The organism is Bifidobacterium sp. LH_426 (genome assembly GCF_056356875.1).
On the sequence record NZ_JBKEVB010000002.1, the window covers coordinates 26,363 to 40,626 of the forward strand.

Genomic DNA, 14,264 nt, shown 5'->3' on the forward strand with positions numbered 1-14,264 from the left:
TCCTTCCGCTCCCGGTGTGTCGCGCCGGCATCCCGTCTCCCATCCCCGGCGTTCCGCGCCTTCCGCAGCGTCACAAGGCTGTGCCACAATCGGAATCATGTCGAATACTCGTAGTTCCTCGCAACACGGCCACGGCAAACTGATCGCCGTCATCATCGCCGCGGCGCTCGTCGTCATCCTCGCACTGCTGTCCGCCTTCGTCTGGCCCGGCTGGGCTCTCAACAAGAACGCCGCCGGCGAACAGAACGGCACGCAGCAGACCGCGGAACCGACCACGCCGAGCATCAAGGCCACGGCCCTGCCGGACAATGCGACCGAACTGCTCAAGGCCATGCCGGACAGCGTGCTCAACTTCGCGCGCACCAAGGCGGACGCCTCGACCACGTGGAACTCCGCCACGCCGCTCGAAGAGTACACGCTCACCTATTCGACCGGCAAGAAGGCCGCCGACGTGACGCTCATCGTCGCCCAATGGAGCACGTCCGACCCGGCGAAGACCCAGTACGACGCGCTCGCCAAGGCGCTGGACGGCAAGTCGATCGCCTCGGGCTCGGTGAAGGTGCAGGGCGACACCACCGGCGACTACGTGGTGAAGACCGACAAGGACGATGCGAAGAAGGCCACCGCCCTGTGGCGCAACGACACGGTCGTGTTCCAGGCCACCGGCACGAAGGCTTCGATCCAGCGGTTCTACGAGAAGTTCCCGCTGTGATGTTGCGACGCTGCGACGCACGGGTGGCGTAGTCCGCGAGAACGTGTATACTCGTGCGAGTTGCAACTTTTACGATTAATCGGATTGGAGGCTTCAGATGGGTTCCGTCATCAAGAAGCGCCGCAAGCGGATGAGCAAGAAGAAGCACCGCAAACTGCTGCGTAAGACCCGCCACCAGCGCAAGTAGTCTTACCTGCATCAAGGCATGAGAAGACCCCCGCGGACCGGAAGGTTCGCGGGGGTCTTCGTTTGTTTTGCGGGGTCGGAGGGGAGGACGTAATGGTCGTTCCGGTGATATCACGGTTCACTCCGGGATTTTCCACGGGAAAACGTGGACAGCTCCGGAGTGAACCGTGACGAATCGGGAGGGGAGCGTGACGGGCCAGGGCGAACTGTGGTCTACCCCTCAGTCGGCTTCGCCGACAGCTCCCCTGTCAAGGGGAGCCGAGAAAAGTGAGGCCGACTCGGTCCGACGTCGGTCGAACTATCTCACTTGTTGCCGTTGGTGAGGACGCGCGGGCCGTTCGGATCGCCGACGATCACCTTGTCGACCATGTTGAGGAACAGGCCGTGCTCGACGACGCCCACCGTGTTGATGAGGTCCTCGGCCAGCTCGAACGGGTGCTCGATCTTCTCCAGGTGCAGGTCCACGACGTAGTTGTTCTCGTCGGTGCGGACCTCCTTGCCTTCGGCGTCGAGACGCAGGACCGGCTTGTAGCCCTTGGCCTCGAACTTCTTGATCACGTGGCCGGCACCGAACGGGATCACCTCGACCGGCAGCGGGAACTTGCCGATCGTGTCGACGACCTTGGATTCGTCGACGATCCACACGATCTTGTCGGAGTTGGTGGCCACGATCTTCTCCCACAGGAGGGCCGCGCCGCCGCCCTTGATGCCGTTGAAGTTCTTGTCGACCTCGTCCGCGCCGTCGATGGTCACGTCGATGTGGTCCACGTCGTCGATGTCGACGATCTTGATGCCGTAGCTCTCGGCCTGCGCCTGCGTGCGGCGGGAGGTGGTCACGCCGGTGAACTGGAGGCCTTCCTCCTGCACGCGGCGGCCGAGCTCGTCGACGAGGAACTTGACGGTGGAGCCGGTGCCCAGGCCCGCGATCATGCCGTTCTCGATGAGCTTGGCGGCCTCGATGCCGGCGGCCTTCTTGAGGGCGTCCTGCTGTGCCTTATCCATGATGTGAATCCTTTCCTTCCATGTGAAAAGTCGTTTCCATCCTAACGCGGGTGGAAGATTGTGCGCGGCTGTGTGCGCTCGTGTTCGCGAAGTGTTCAGTTGCGCAGGAAATCCGCGTTCGCAATCGTGAGATTGCCGTCGCCGTCCACGAATCCGTCCACTGCGATGTACCCGTGCACGTGCATCGCCGTGCCGTCGTAGAACGGGCTCGTCTTCGGTGCGGGCGAGAAGCGCACCGCCCCCGACACCTTCAGCCCGCTCGGCGCGAGTCGCGGCGCGGACTGTGCGGACTGTGCGGACTGTGCGGGTTGCGCGGACTGTGCGGGTTGCGCGGACTGTGCGGGTTGCGCGGACTGTGCGGGTTGCGCGGTGGCATGCGCGGTGGTGCGTTCCGCTGTCGCGCCGCGCGTTTCCGTCGCGTCCGGCGTAGCGTCGCGCGTCGTACGGGGGGCGTCCGGCGCTACGTCAGACGCGTCGCCGCCCGCGCCGCCGAGATCGTCCGGCACGCCTTCCGGTTCGGCGAGCAGATCCGCGAGACTCTTCCGTGATTCCGCCCGCGTCGTCGCCCGAGAGCCGGCCGTCGCGTCGCGACGTGCGCGCGACGGCGCGGCGGCCGTGCCGGCCCCGCCACGCCCCGTCGCCGTCGCGTCGCCGGCCGCGTGCTTGCGCAGGCTCGCCGCGTCCGCCTTGCCGTCCAGCACGAGCTGGACGTCCGGCGGCACGTCGGTTCCGCGCGAGTATTCCGAGTTCAGTAGCGAGCGCCACCCCTCGATCGGTAGATAGCCGTCGCGCGCGCCCGACCGGCAGTCGCCGGCGTACGTGCGCGCGAGTTCGTCGACGAGTTCGTTGCCCGCGTTGCCCGCGTGCCCCTTCACCCATTTGAATTCGACGGGACCGGGGCGTTGCGAGATCGCCTCGTCGATCGCCTGAATGAGTTCGCGGTTCTTGACCGGCTTCTTCTGCGAGTTCTTCCAGCCGTTGCGTTTCCAGCCTTTGACCCATTTCGTCGAGCAGTTGATCGCGTATTGCGAATCCGATTCGATGATGAGCTTCTGCGGTCCCGGATGCGTGCGCAGCGCCTCCAACACGGCGCACAGCTCGCCGATCTGGTTGGTGCCGTTCGTGGCGCCGCCCGCATCGTAGCCGCGTGAGTCGTGCTCATGCCCCGGTTCGCCGCCGTCGCCCGCGTCCTTCGCGTGGTCGGCCCACGCCCAGCCCATCGGTCCGTTCGGATTGCCGAGCGCGGAGCCATCCGTCGATACCACAATCGTGTCAGTCATGCCTCCACCCTAACGGCACCCGCGGGCGTGACGGGGAACGACCGTCCCACCCGCTTCGCGGGACTCCCCGCCGGCGGGAAGTCCGAGGCGAACCGGCGAATGTGAGGTTTATCACACCTATTGATTTCGGGGCGGGAATCTGCCATCGCGCGCGTGCGAATAGCGGCGGAATCCCGTGGACACAAGACTGTTCTTCCCAAAGAATCCTTCGTAGATTGCGAAATGCTTTCGCGGCCGCCTGCCAGCGACTCCAGGGAATCAGGGGCGGAATCCGCGAACCTCCGCAAGCGAACCTCCGCAAGGGAACGAAGGAACGAAAGGAACCCAGGATGACCGCATCATCCCACCGCGCAATCGCCGCGAATGCCGCACGTGCCGTAATCGCCGCGTTCGCGGCCGTCGCCGCGCTCGGCTCCGGACTCGTCGCGCCGGCCGCATACGCCGCCGACGCCGCACAGGGCACGCAGAAGACCACCAGCGACGCCACGCTCACGTGGAGCCTCAACAAGGAATCGAACTGGCGCGCCTACGCGCCGGGCACGTTCAACTTCCTGTCCGCCGGCATCGTCGACAAGACCTCGGCCGACGACTCCGTCGAGGAGAACGAGTGGAAGCAGACGGACGGCAACGTGTCCATCGAGAAGAAGCAGGCGGACGGCACGTACAAGGCCGCCACCTGGGCCGGTCTCAAGACCACGCCGGACGGCAAGGACCTGCCCGCCGCCTATTCCGCGACCGGCGAGGGCAGCGGTAACCGCGTCAAGCTCACCAAGGGCGTCGGCACGATTGATGCCGCGAACGACGACGCCGAGATCTCGTGGGACGGCGCGTTCACCGTCGTCTACTACTCCGGCCTCAACCAGTGGTACGCGAAGGACCTCAAGCTCACCGTGACGAACGGTTCCGGCAAGCTCACCGCCACGCTCGGCGGCTGGGGCACCGACATGAACGACACGAGCAAGTTTGCCGTGCTCGACGAGGAGCAGGACGTGGAGATCGCCACGCTTTCGAACGTCGACGTGAAGGACGACGGCACCGTCGTCACCCCCGACTTCAACGAGACCGACGTGGACGGCCAGGGCACGATGTTCAAGAGCTGGCCGAAGCCGTTCCTCGACTTCGTGACCAAGACCGGCTCCGGCCCGTACTGGTACGCCTCCGGCGGTGCCGCCGACCAGCGCAAGGCACCCGCCGAGATCCAGGTCGCCTACACGGCGAAGACCCCGGAACCGCAGGCCACCGTGCCGGACGCGCCGGCCAAGCCGACCGTGACCGTCGCCGGCACCATGGCCGACCCGTACCGCGTGAAGGTCGATTGGACTGCCCCGGCGAGCGATGGCGGTTCCGCGATCACCGGCTACACGGTGACCCTCACCCCGTCCACCGGCGACCCGGTCAACCAGGACGTTGACGCGAGCGCCACCACCGCGACGTTCGGCAAGCTCACCGCCCAGAACGTCTCCTACACGGCGTCCGTCGTCGCGAAGAACGCGGAAGGCGCGTCCGTCGCGTCCCCGGCCTCCGACGCGGTCACCCCGAACGCCGATCCGACCGCCACGCCGGCCGTCACCGTCGAACCGACCGACGGCATCGACCCGGCCGTGGAGAACACGTTCACCGTCAAGGGCACCGGTTTCACCGGTGGCGCCGCCTTCTACGGCGCGTACGCCGTCGTCGCCGACACGAGCAAGTGGAACGCCGGCCAGAACCCAGCCTCGCCGAACGACTTCGTCAAGGCCGCGTGGGTCAAGGCCGCCGACATCAAGGACGGCGCGTTCACCGCCACCGTCACCGTGCCCGCCGGCTCGCTCGAATACGGCAAGACCTACGTGGTCGGCACGACCGCCGCGCACGGCCTGTCCCTGACCGACCGTCGCCTCGACACCGCCACCGCGATCACGCTCAAGGCCCAGCCGAAGGCTCCCGAGGCCCCGGCCCAGCCCACGCTCGCCGCGAACGGCACCAGCGCCACCGTCACCTGGACCGCCCCGGCCGACAACGGTTCCGCGATCACCGGCTACACGGTGACGCTCACCCCGGCCAGCGGCACGGGCGACGTCAAGACCCAGGACGTCGCCGCCGACGCCACGTCCGTCACGTTTGACGGCCTCGCCAAGGGCGTCGCCTACACGGCGTCCGTCGTCGCGAAGAACGCGATCGGCGCGTCCGCCGCGTCCCCGGCCTCCGCGCCGGTCACGATTGATGATGACGGTGATGGTGATGGTTCCGGTGATGGTGATGGTAACGGTTCCGGTTCCACCGATGGCGACGGTACGACCGGCGGCAACGGCGGTAACGGCACCACCGACGGTAACGGCACGACCGGCGGCAACGGCGGCAACGACTCCACCGATGGCACCGGCTCCGGCACGACCGGTACCACGCAGTCCGGCACGACCGGTTCGACCACGACCGGCACCTCGAACACCACGACGAACGGCACGACGAACGCCGCCGGCTCCGCCACGCTGAGCTCGACCGGTGCCTCCGTCGCCGCGCTCACCGCCGTGATGATCGCCCTCGCCGCCTGCGCGGCCACTGCGACCATCCTGCGCCGCCGCAACGCCTGATAGGTGGCGCGAGTACCCCCTCAGTCCGACCTCCGGCCGGCCAGCTCCCCCTAAAGGGGGCGCAAAGGGCCGGCCCGAAAAGACCGTCGATCTCGACAGCTCCCCCTGACAGGGGGAGCAGAGTGATGGCATGTGCCGAAGGCGCATTCCGTTTTTGCTCCCCCACGCATGTGGGGGAGCTTGGCACGCGCGAGATACCCGCCTCCAATAAATCCTTGCTCCCCCACGCATGTGGGGGAGCTGGCGGCGAAGCCGACTGAGGGGGCATCCCGCCCCTCACCCTCATCTCCACCACCCATCTCCCCGTCACTCCCGGAAGGAATACCGATGCCCAGCGGACATGCGATCGCGACTGCGGCCTTCGTGGCCGTGTGCCTGCTGGCGTTCGGCGGATGCGCGAACATCGGCACGATTTCCGAGGCGAGCCTCGACAGCTGCGACGTGCCGACCGCCTCCACCGAGCCGAATCCGCCGCAACTGCCCGACGTCACGCAGGCGCAGCTCACCGATCCGCGCGAAATCACCGGCCCTACGACCGCGTACACGCGATCGGACCAGATCATCCCGATCACGAACGTGCCGTTCGAGGAGCAGCATCTTCCCGTCACCGTGGAAAGCGCGGACGGGCCGGAACAGACCGTGACCGACACGACGCGCATCCTCGCGCTCAACCAGAACGGCGGTCTCGCCGCGGCCGTGTACGCGCTCGGCTTCGGCTGCAACCTGGTCGGCCGCGACACGGCCACCGGCTCGTCCGGCATGGACAAGCTGCCCAAGGTGACCGTCAACGGCATGGACCTGAACGCGGAGGCGATTCTCGCGCTGGAACCGACCGTCATCATCACCGACACGTCGATCGGCCCGTACGACGTGCAGCTGCAGTTGCGCCAATCCGGGATTCCGGTCGTGTTCGTGCCGTTGGAAAGCGAGAAGGGCGTCGCCGGCGTGGGCGCGCAGATCCAGGCCGTCGCCGACGCGCTCGGCGTGTCCGGCCTCGGCAGACAGCTCGTCAAGCGCACGAACAGCGAGATCGGCCGGACCATCCAGAACATCGGCAAGAACCTCGTCCCCACGGACGAGAAGCGGCGCCCCCGCATCGTGTTCCTCTACGTGCGCGGCAAATCGATCTACTACTGGTTCGGCGAAGGCTCCGGCGCGGATTCGCTCATCCAGTCGATCGGCGCGGTCGACGTGGCCGAGGAGGTCGGTTTCAACGGCATGGCCCCCACCAACTCGGAGGCGCTCATCAAGGCGAAACCGGACGTGATTCTCGCGATGACCCTCGGCGTCGAATCCGCGGGAGGCGTCGACGGCATGCTCGCCCTGCCCGGCATTGCGGAGACGCCCGCTGGGCAGCACCGGCGCATCGTCGACATGAGCGACTACGAGATCATGAGCTTCGGTCCGCAGACCGCGCAGGTGCTGGCCGCGCTCGCCACCGCCGTCTACGCGCCCGAACACAGCTACCAGCCGGACGACGAGCCGGAAGTCATCCAGAAACGACTCGACGAGATGCAGGAGGAGAACAAGTCATGACCGAACGTGACTCGCGCATCCGCGCCAACGCGGCCGACCTCGGCCTCGCCGCCCGCACCCCGCGCGTCGGCAGGACCGCCCTCACCTTCATCGTGCTCGCCGCGGGCCTCGTCGTCATGACCGTCGTCTCCGCGTCGCTCGGCCAGCTCATCATCCCCTTCGACCAGGTGCTCGGCTCCGTGCTCAACAAAGTCGGCCTCCACTGGCTCGACGGCCCGTCTCGCGCGTTCGGCGAGGAAGCGTTGTGGAACGTGCGCTTCCCGCGCATCGTCATGGCGATCGTCGTCGGCGCGGCGCTCGGCGTGGCCGGCGCGCTCATGCAGGGCGTGTTCGGCAACCCGCTCGCCGAGCCGGGCACGGTGGGCGTCTCCTCCGGCGCGGCCGTCGGTGCGAGCTGCTCGATCCTCATGGGATGGGATTTCCTCGGCGCGCTCACCACGCCCGCGCTCGCCTTCGCGTGCGGCCTGTTCACCACCCTGTCCGTCTACCTGCTCGCCCGCCGTGACGGCCGCACCGAGGTCGTCACGCTGATTCTCACCGGCGTGGCCGTCAACGCGGTGGCCGGCGCGCTGATCTCGTTCTGCACGTTCGCCGCGCCCACCTCCGCCCGTGACCAGATTGTGTTTTGGCAGATGGGTTCGTTCAACGGTTCGCGTTGGAACCAGGTCGCGCTCGTCGCGCCGATGTGCGTGGTCGGCGTCATCGCCGTGCAGTTCATGGCGCATCGTCTCGACCTGCTCGCGCTCGGCGAGAAGCCGGCCCGCCATCTCGGCGTCGACGTGGAGCGTCTGCGCTTCTGCTCGATGCTCGTCGTCGCGCTGCTCGTCTCGTCGGCCGTCGCGTTCTGCGGCATCATCGCGTTCGTCGGTCTCGTCGTGCCGCATCTGCTGCGCATCATCATCGGTCCTGGGCATCGCGCGCTGCTGCCCGCCTCCGCGCTGGGCGGCGCGCTGCTGCTCACCATCGCGGATTTCGCCGCGCGCACCACGATCCAGTTCGCGGACCTGCCGATCGGCATGCTCACCTCGCTCGTCGGCGGACCGTTCTTCTTCTGGCTGCTGCGCCGCAGCCGCTCCAAGTCGGGAGGTTGGGCATGAAACTAACGGCCATGAACGTCCTGAGCCCGAACCGCACGCATCGCCCGCCGGTCCCGCCGCAGCCGGGCGACACCGTGCTGGAACTGGACGGCGTCGATGTCGAGATCGACGGCCGGCGAATCCTCGACGGCATCGACCTCGACATCCGCGCCGGCGAACTGCTCGCCATCGCCGGGCCCAACGGTGCCGGCAAATCCACGATGCTGGGCGCAATCACCGGCGACGTGCCGGTCACGTCCGGCTCGATCAGCCTGTTCGGCGAGCCGATCGCCGCGTGGGACGCGACCGAGCTCGCGATGCGCCGGGCCGTGCTCACGCAGAACGTGGACGTCACGTTCCCGTTCACCGTCGACGACATCGTGCGCATGGGCCGTTCGCCGTGGGAGGGCACGCCCGACGAGCTGGATGACGACATGGTCGTCGCGTCGGCGATGGCGATGACCGAATCCACGCCGCTCGCGGAACGCGTCTACACGTCCCTGTCCGGCGGCGAGCGCGGGCGCGCCGCGTTCTCTCGCGTGCTCGCGCAGGCCGCGCCGATCCTGCTGCTCGACGAGCCGACCGCCGCGATGGACGTGAAGCATCAGGAGATGCTGATGCGCCTGGGCCGCGACTACGCCGAAGCCGGTTGCGCGGTGGTCGTCATCGTGCATGCGCTCGACGCGGCGGCCGCATGGTCGGATCGCGTGGCGCTGCTGGAGCGCGGCCGGATCGCCGCGCTCGGCGCGCCCGATGAGGTGTTCACGTCCGCGCGACTGTCCGCCGTGTACCAGTGTCCGATCGAGGTGCTGCACCGCGGCGACGGGAGCCTCGTGATCCTGCCGGAGCGTCCGGCCGTGAGTCGTCACGTGTACGGCCGCCGCGCGTTCCCGCTCGAGGGACGCGCGAACCTGCCGCAGTTCGATCATGTGTCCGGTCAGATGTCCGGTCATGGGGAGGAGACGCGATGATGGTGAAGAGGACGATGACGCGTCTGGCCGCATGCGCGCTGTCCGCCGCGCTCGCGCTCGCCGCGGCCGCGACGGCGGTCACGCTCGGCGGCGTGCCTGCCGCGCACGCCGCCGGCGCGAGCGTCGCCGTCAGCGTGGACGGCGGCACGCTCAATTCGGACGGGAACACGGCGGTCGCGTTGTCTGGCAGCGGATTCCAGTCCGTGAAGAACGGATTCGGCGGCATCTACGTGCTGTTCGGATGGGTGAACGATCCGTCCGGCGGTACGTGGAAGCCGTCGCAGGGCGGCGTCACCGGCGAAAGCTACAAGTACGTGCCGGACGACGAGAACGATCCGGCCGGCTACGACGTGTTCGTCGCGTTCCCCGGCAGTTCGACGGCGAGCGCGGCGAATGGCGGCACGATCTCGTCCGACGGCACGTGGAGCGCGACGATCACCGTGCCGGGCGCGCGGTTCACGAGCTACGACCGCAACGGCGACCCGTCCGACGTGGACTGCACGACCGTCCAGTGCGGCATCATCACGATCGGCGCGCACGGCGTCGCGAACGCGAACAACGAGACGTTCACGCCGTTGACGTTCGGCGCGTCCGCCTCGCCCGCGCAGGATGCGGGCGCGACGGGGGCGTCCGATTCGTCGGCGGATGCGGGTGCCGCGGGAGGCGATGCCTTCGCCTCGGGCGGACAGTCCGCCGCGACGACCGCCACGCCGCGATCACAATCGAAGAAGACGACATCGAAGACGGATGCGGGCACGGGCGCGATTGCCGCCGACGCCGCAGTGGAGGGAACGGATATGGGAACCATCGCCACGTCGACGCTCGGCGTCGCGGGAACGCTGATCGTTGCTGCGGGCGTCATCCTCGGCGTCGCCGTGATCGTGCTCGCGGCGGGCATGGGCGGATATCTCGCCGCGAAGTCGCTGCTGCTCGGCGTCTCGCCGGCCGCGTTGGAGAAGGAGATGGCGCGGCGTGAGCGTCGCGCCGAGGCCGTGCGCGCGCGTGAGGAGCTCAAGTCGGCGCGCCGTCGCCGCAAGCAGGCCGAACGGCTGGCGCGCGAACAGGCGAAAGCCGGTCCCGCGCAGGGCCTGCTGGCCGATGCGGGCACGGGCGTGGATGCGGGTGGCGCCGTGGGCATGGCGGCGTCGCGCGCCACGATGCCGGGCGGCATCGGTGCCGTCGGCGATGAGACGCAGGTGCTTGCGATGCCGACGGGGGAGACCACGGTGATGCCTGCGGTCGCGGGTACGTCGGGTGCCGTCGCACGTCGCGCGGCCGACATCCGCGGGTTCTTCACCCGTCAGGTGGCGGCCGGCGCGGTGACGGCACAGGAGGGCGCGTGATGGGAGTGTGGCGCATGATGCTGAGGATGCTGTGCGCATTCGCCGTGGCGCTGACCGTGTGCGCTGGTTCGGTAGCCGTCGTCGCGCCCGCGTTCGCCGTGGGCGCCGACAGTGCGGATAGTGCGGGCGGTGCTGACAATGTGGACGGTGCGGACGGTTCCGGTGATAACGGGGATTCCGGTGATGGCGATGATTCCGGCGACTCCGGGAACGCCACGACACTCGCCGACGTGACGCTGCGCTGGGGCGTGAACGACGAGACCAACTCGGCCGCGTTCTACGGCGGCTGCAACTTCCTCTCCGCGGGAGTCGCCGCGAATACGGGCGGCTCGAAGACCTGGGATGAAAGCCTCTACCGGGCGAGCGACGGGAAGGTGAGCATCCAGAAACCCGACGCGAACGGCACCTGGACCGAGGCGACCTGGGCGTCGAAATGCCTCACCCGTGACGGCAACAACGTGACGATGGGCAAACGCGCCGACGGCCGGTCGATCAACACCGAAACGCAGGTCGTGCTCGGCGGCGGCACCGGCATGGTGAAGGCCGATGGCACGACGACCATCAGCTGGAAAGGCTCGTGGACGGTCGCCTACTACGGCGGCATGACCTACTGGTCCGTCACCGATCCGACGCTCACGCTCGCCGCGGACGGCACCGGCGCGCTCACCGCCACCGCCTCCGGCTACGGCGCCGACATGAACGACGCGAGCAAGTGGCTCACGCTCGAACCGCAGGAGATTCACCTCGCCGACTTCACCGGCGGCAACGCGGTGGACGTCGCGAAGGCGCTCGACGACCACGGGTTCACGGCGACGCCCGACTATCTCGGCATCGCGGTGAACGCGAGCGGCGACCACGGTTCGCAGGCCGCGAAAAGCGACGCGAACGCCGCCTACTGGGGCTCGTTCCCGCAGTCGTTCGTCGACTTCCAGCTCAAAACCGGCCAGTCCGCGTACTGGTACACGTCCGACAGCGCGCGCGATTTCGCGAAACCCGCGCTGCCGGTGAGCGTGCAGTACGACGCGTCGTATCAGGTGGACGCGGGGGAGGGGAGTCCGGACGCCGGGAGCGCCGCCGGGGGAGCGGCGTCGGGGAGCGCGCGCGGTTCGGGTGGTTCGGGTTCCGGCGGTTCCGGCGTGAGTGGTGTGACGGGGAAGGCCGCGTCCGGTGCGACTGGTTCCGGTGCGCGCACGAACGGCACGGGAACGGCGGGTGCGGTTTCCGGTGATGCCGGTGATGATACGGCTGCCGCGGGCGACGATGCGGACGGCGGCGTCGCCGGTGATGATGCGGCGGATTCCGCGGATTCGGGTGACTCCGGTGACGCGGGCGTGCTGCTCGTCGCCGACAACGCGCGCACCATCGCCGTCGGCTCCGGCTCGGTGGCCGTCGCCTCCGGCCTGCCGCTGGCGCTCGGCTGGCTCATCCGCCGCCGTCTCGGCCTCGACGCCGCCGCCGAATTGGACCGGCGATTAGGGCTGTAGGACAACTGTGGCCCCCTCTGACGGGCTGAGCCGTGAAGCGGAGAGCCCGGTGGGCTCTCCGTCGGCGAAGGCGAGCGACAGCGAGCTGATATGAGGTCGGCCGCAGGCCGTCCCTGATTGCGGACGGGCTCCCGGCGAAGCCGGGTGGGGGAGAGAAGAAGAGCGGCCGTAGGCCGCGGGGAAATCGAATCGACCTTCGGTCGATACCGCATCTCCCGCGGCCTACGGCCGCTCCACATACTCTCCCTCAGTCGCGGCTACGCCGCGTCAGCTCCCTCATCAGAGGGAGCCGAGAATGAGGACGTCACTCGCCGAGGGCCTTGTCGACGACCTCGGAGGCCTCCGCGAGCACCTTGTCGAGGGCTTCGGGGCTCTCGAAGGACTCGGCGTACACCTTGTAGATGTTCTCGGTGCCGGAAGGACGGGCGGCGAACCAGTTGTCCTTCGTGGTGACCTTGAGGCCGCCGATCTTGGCGTGATTGCCCGGCGCCTCGGTCAGCTTGGCGGTGATGTCCTCGCCGGCGAGCTGCGTGGCGGTCACGTCGTCGCCGGACAGGGAGGCGAACTTCTGCTTCTGCTCGAGCGTGGTCGGGGTGTCGACGCGCTTGTACCAGGACTCGCCGAAGCGGGCCACCTGGTCCTTGTGGAGCTCGGCCGGGTTCTTGCCGGTCTTCGCGGTGATCTCGGCGGCCAGCAGGTCGGGGATGAGACCATCCTTGTCGGTGGTCCACACGCGGCCGTCGCGGCGCAGGAAGCTCATGCCGGAGCTCTCCTCGCCGCCGAACGCGACCTCGCCGGAGAACAGCGGGTCGACGAACCACTTGAAGCCGACCGGGACCTCGATGACCTTCGCGTCGATCGACGCGGCGACGCGGTCGATCAGGGAGGAGGAGACGAGCGTCTTGCCGACGGCGGCGCCCTTCGGCCAGTCCGGACGGTTGCCGCCGAACAGGTACTCGACGCACACGGCGATGTAGTGGTTCGGGTTCATCACGCCCCAGTTCGGGCAGACGATGCCGTGGCGGTCGGCGTCCGGGTCGGTGCCGCCGACGAGATCGTACTTGTCCCACGCGCCGGCGTTGAGCTGGTCGACGAGGCCCTTCATCGCGTACGGCGAGGACGGGTCCATGCGGATCTTGCCGTCGTGGTCGATGGTCATGAAGCGCCAGGTCGGGTCGACCTCCGGGCGGACCACACCGATGTTCAGGCCGTACTTCTCGTTGATGAGCGGCCAGTAGTTGACGGACGCGCCGCCGAGCGGGTCGATGCCGAGACGCACGCCGGAGTTGCGGATCACGTCGAAGTCGATGACGTTGCCGAGGTCGGCCACGTAGTGCTCGCGGAAGTCGAAGCCCTCGACGTACTCGGACTTGACGGCCTCCTCGTAGGGCACGCGCTTGACGTTCTTGTAGTCGCCGAGCAGCTCGTTGGCGCGGGCGGCGATCGCGTTGGTCACGTCGGCCGGGGCGGGGCCGCCGGTGACGGGATCGTACTTGAAGCCGCCGTCGGTCGGCGGGTTGTGGGACGGGGTGACGACGATGCCGTCGGCCAGGCCTTCACCGGTGAAGCGCTGGGTGCCGTCGGCGGCGCGGTTGTGGGTCAGGATCGCCTGGGAGACGACCGGGGTGGGGACGAAGTCGTCGCGGGAGTCGATGCGCACGTGCACGCCGTTGGCGACGAGCACCTCGATCGCGGTCTTCTTGGCCGGGCCGGACAGCGCGTGCGTGTCGGAGCCGAGGTACAGCGGGCCGGTGACGCCGGCCTTCTTGCGGTATTCGGCGATGGCCTGGGAGATGGCGACGATGTGGGCCTCGTTGAACGAGGTCTTCAGGGACGATCCGCGGTGGCCGGAGGTGCCGAAGATGACACGCTGTTCCGGAACGGACGGGTCGGGGACGAGGTCATAGTACTTGCCGATGACCTCATCGACGTTGATCAGATCTTCTGGGGTGGCGGGCTTGCCCGCATTGTTTGCTACCATGGTTCCTATTGTGCCACGGTTTCGAAGCACGACATGGATGTTGTGTTAATTTTTGTCATATTTTGTGCGAAGTAGTCCCGTTGTCGGCCCCCTCTCGTTGACTGGCCTCTCGCTGGCCGGCCT

General features: G+C 68.1%; 11 protein-coding genes. 8 read left to right on the top strand and 3 right to left on the bottom strand.

The genetic code is table 11. The annotated features are described in order from the left end of the window. The first annotated feature begins 97 nt into the window (after positions 1-97). Both AC1AYD_RS02510 and AC1AYD_RS02515 read left to right on the top strand, forming a co-directional pair. Positions 98-712: a hypothetical protein gene (locus AC1AYD_RS02510; RefSeq protein ID WP_476502886.1), complete on the top strand. Its 615-nt coding sequence runs from the start codon at positions 98-100 to the stop codon at positions 710-712. A gap of 97 nt (positions 713-809) precedes the next feature. Beyond that, complete coding sequence (locus AC1AYD_RS02515; protein ID WP_004268639.1) at positions 810-899, top strand: 30S ribosomal protein bS22; 90 nt, start codon at positions 810-812, stop codon at positions 897-899. 302 nt (positions 900-1,201) lie between these two features. Here AC1AYD_RS02515 and rpiA read toward each other — a convergent pair whose 3' ends face one another. Then, positions 1,202-1,900: a ribose-5-phosphate isomerase RpiA gene (gene rpiA / locus AC1AYD_RS02520; RefSeq protein WP_034527071.1), complete on the bottom strand. Its 699-nt coding sequence runs from the start codon at positions 1,898-1,900 to the stop codon at positions 1,202-1,204. A 95-nt stretch (positions 1,901-1,995) separates the two neighbouring features. Then, on the bottom strand, positions 1,996-3,180 hold the full coding sequence (locus tag AC1AYD_RS02525; RefSeq protein ID WP_476544639.1) for a ribonuclease H family protein: 1,185 nt from the start codon (positions 3,178-3,180) through the stop codon (positions 1,996-1,998). A 329-nt stretch (positions 3,181-3,509) separates the two neighbouring features. Here AC1AYD_RS02525 and AC1AYD_RS02530 point away from each other — a divergent pair, with 329 nt between their 5' ends. The 6 genes from AC1AYD_RS02530 to AC1AYD_RS02555 all read left to right on the top strand — a co-directional run bounded on the left by AC1AYD_RS02530 (position 3,510) and on the right by AC1AYD_RS02555 (position 12,160). After that, on the top strand, positions 3,510-5,750 hold the full coding sequence (locus AC1AYD_RS02530) for a fibronectin type III domain-containing protein (protein ID WP_476544640.1): 2,241 nt from the start codon (positions 3,510-3,512) through the stop codon (positions 5,748-5,750). Between the two features lie 327 nt (positions 5,751-6,077). Continuing rightward, positions 6,078-7,286, top strand: coding sequence for a heme/hemin ABC transporter substrate-binding protein (locus AC1AYD_RS02535; protein WP_476502884.1), 1,209 nt, complete (start codon positions 6,078-6,080; stop codon positions 7,284-7,286). Further along, positions 7,283-8,383: a FecCD family ABC transporter permease gene (locus AC1AYD_RS02540; protein WP_476502883.1), complete on the top strand. Its 1,101-nt coding sequence runs from the start codon at positions 7,283-7,285 to the stop codon at positions 8,381-8,383. Before AC1AYD_RS02535 ends, AC1AYD_RS02540 begins: the two co-directional genes overlap by 4 nt. Positions 8,384-8,394: 11 nt before the next feature. Further along, the gene (locus AC1AYD_RS02545; protein WP_476502882.1) at positions 8,395-9,333 is read left to right on the top strand and encodes a heme ABC transporter ATP-binding protein; all 939 of its coding nucleotides are present in this window, start codon (positions 8,395-8,397) and stop codon (positions 9,331-9,333) included. Next, positions 9,330-10,676, top strand: a complete 1,347-nt coding sequence (locus AC1AYD_RS02550; protein ID WP_476502881.1) for a hypothetical protein — start codon at positions 9,330-9,332, stop codon at positions 10,674-10,676. The genes AC1AYD_RS02545 and AC1AYD_RS02550 overlap by 4 nt, the downstream gene beginning before the upstream one ends. Then, positions 10,676-12,160: a hypothetical protein gene (locus tag AC1AYD_RS02555; protein WP_476544641.1), complete on the top strand. Its 1,485-nt coding sequence runs from the start codon at positions 10,676-10,678 to the stop codon at positions 12,158-12,160. Before AC1AYD_RS02550 ends, AC1AYD_RS02555 begins: the two co-directional genes overlap by 1 nt. 304 nt (positions 12,161-12,464) lie before the next feature. Here the strand turns inward: AC1AYD_RS02555 and pgm are convergent, their stop codons facing one another. Further along, positions 12,465-14,141, bottom strand: a complete 1,677-nt coding sequence (pgm, locus tag AC1AYD_RS02560) for a phosphoglucomutase (alpha-D-glucose-1,6-bisphosphate-dependent) (RefSeq protein WP_476502879.1) — start codon at positions 14,139-14,141, stop codon at positions 12,465-12,467. Positions 14,142-14,264: the final 123 nt, after the last annotated feature.

Excerpts from the sequence above, each read along its gene's own strand:
- AC1AYD_RS02510 (WP_476502886.1), top strand. The coding sequence starts at position 98 with ATGTCGAATACTCGTAGTTCCTCGCAACACGGCCACGGCAAACTGATC.
- AC1AYD_RS02515 (WP_004268639.1), top strand. The coding sequence starts at position 810 with ATGGGTTCCGTCATCAAGAAGCGCCGCAAGCGGATGAGCAAGAAGAAG.
- rpiA (WP_034527071.1), bottom strand. The coding sequence starts at position 1,900 with ATGGATAAGGCACAGCAGGACGCCCTCAAGAAGGCCGCCGGCATCGAG.
- AC1AYD_RS02525 (WP_476544639.1), bottom strand. The coding sequence starts at position 3,180 with ATGACTGACACGATTGTGGTATCGACGGATGGCTCCGCGCTCGGCAAT.
- AC1AYD_RS02530 (WP_476544640.1), top strand. The coding sequence starts at position 3,510 with ATGACCGCATCATCCCACCGCGCAATCGCCGCGAATGCCGCACGTGCC.
- AC1AYD_RS02535 (WP_476502884.1), top strand. The coding sequence starts at position 6,078 with ATGCCCAGCGGACATGCGATCGCGACTGCGGCCTTCGTGGCCGTGTGC.
- AC1AYD_RS02540 (WP_476502883.1), top strand. The coding sequence starts at position 7,283 with ATGACCGAACGTGACTCGCGCATCCGCGCCAACGCGGCCGACCTCGGC.
- AC1AYD_RS02545 (WP_476502882.1), top strand. The coding sequence starts at position 8,395 with ATGAACGTCCTGAGCCCGAACCGCACGCATCGCCCGCCGGTCCCGCCG.
- AC1AYD_RS02550 (WP_476502881.1), top strand. The coding sequence starts at position 9,330 with ATGATGGTGAAGAGGACGATGACGCGTCTGGCCGCATGCGCGCTGTCC.
- AC1AYD_RS02555 (WP_476544641.1), top strand. The coding sequence starts at position 10,676 with ATGGGAGTGTGGCGCATGATGCTGAGGATGCTGTGCGCATTCGCCGTG.
- pgm (WP_476502879.1), bottom strand. The coding sequence starts at position 14,141 with ATGGTAGCAAACAATGCGGGCAAGCCCGCCACCCCAGAAGATCTGATC.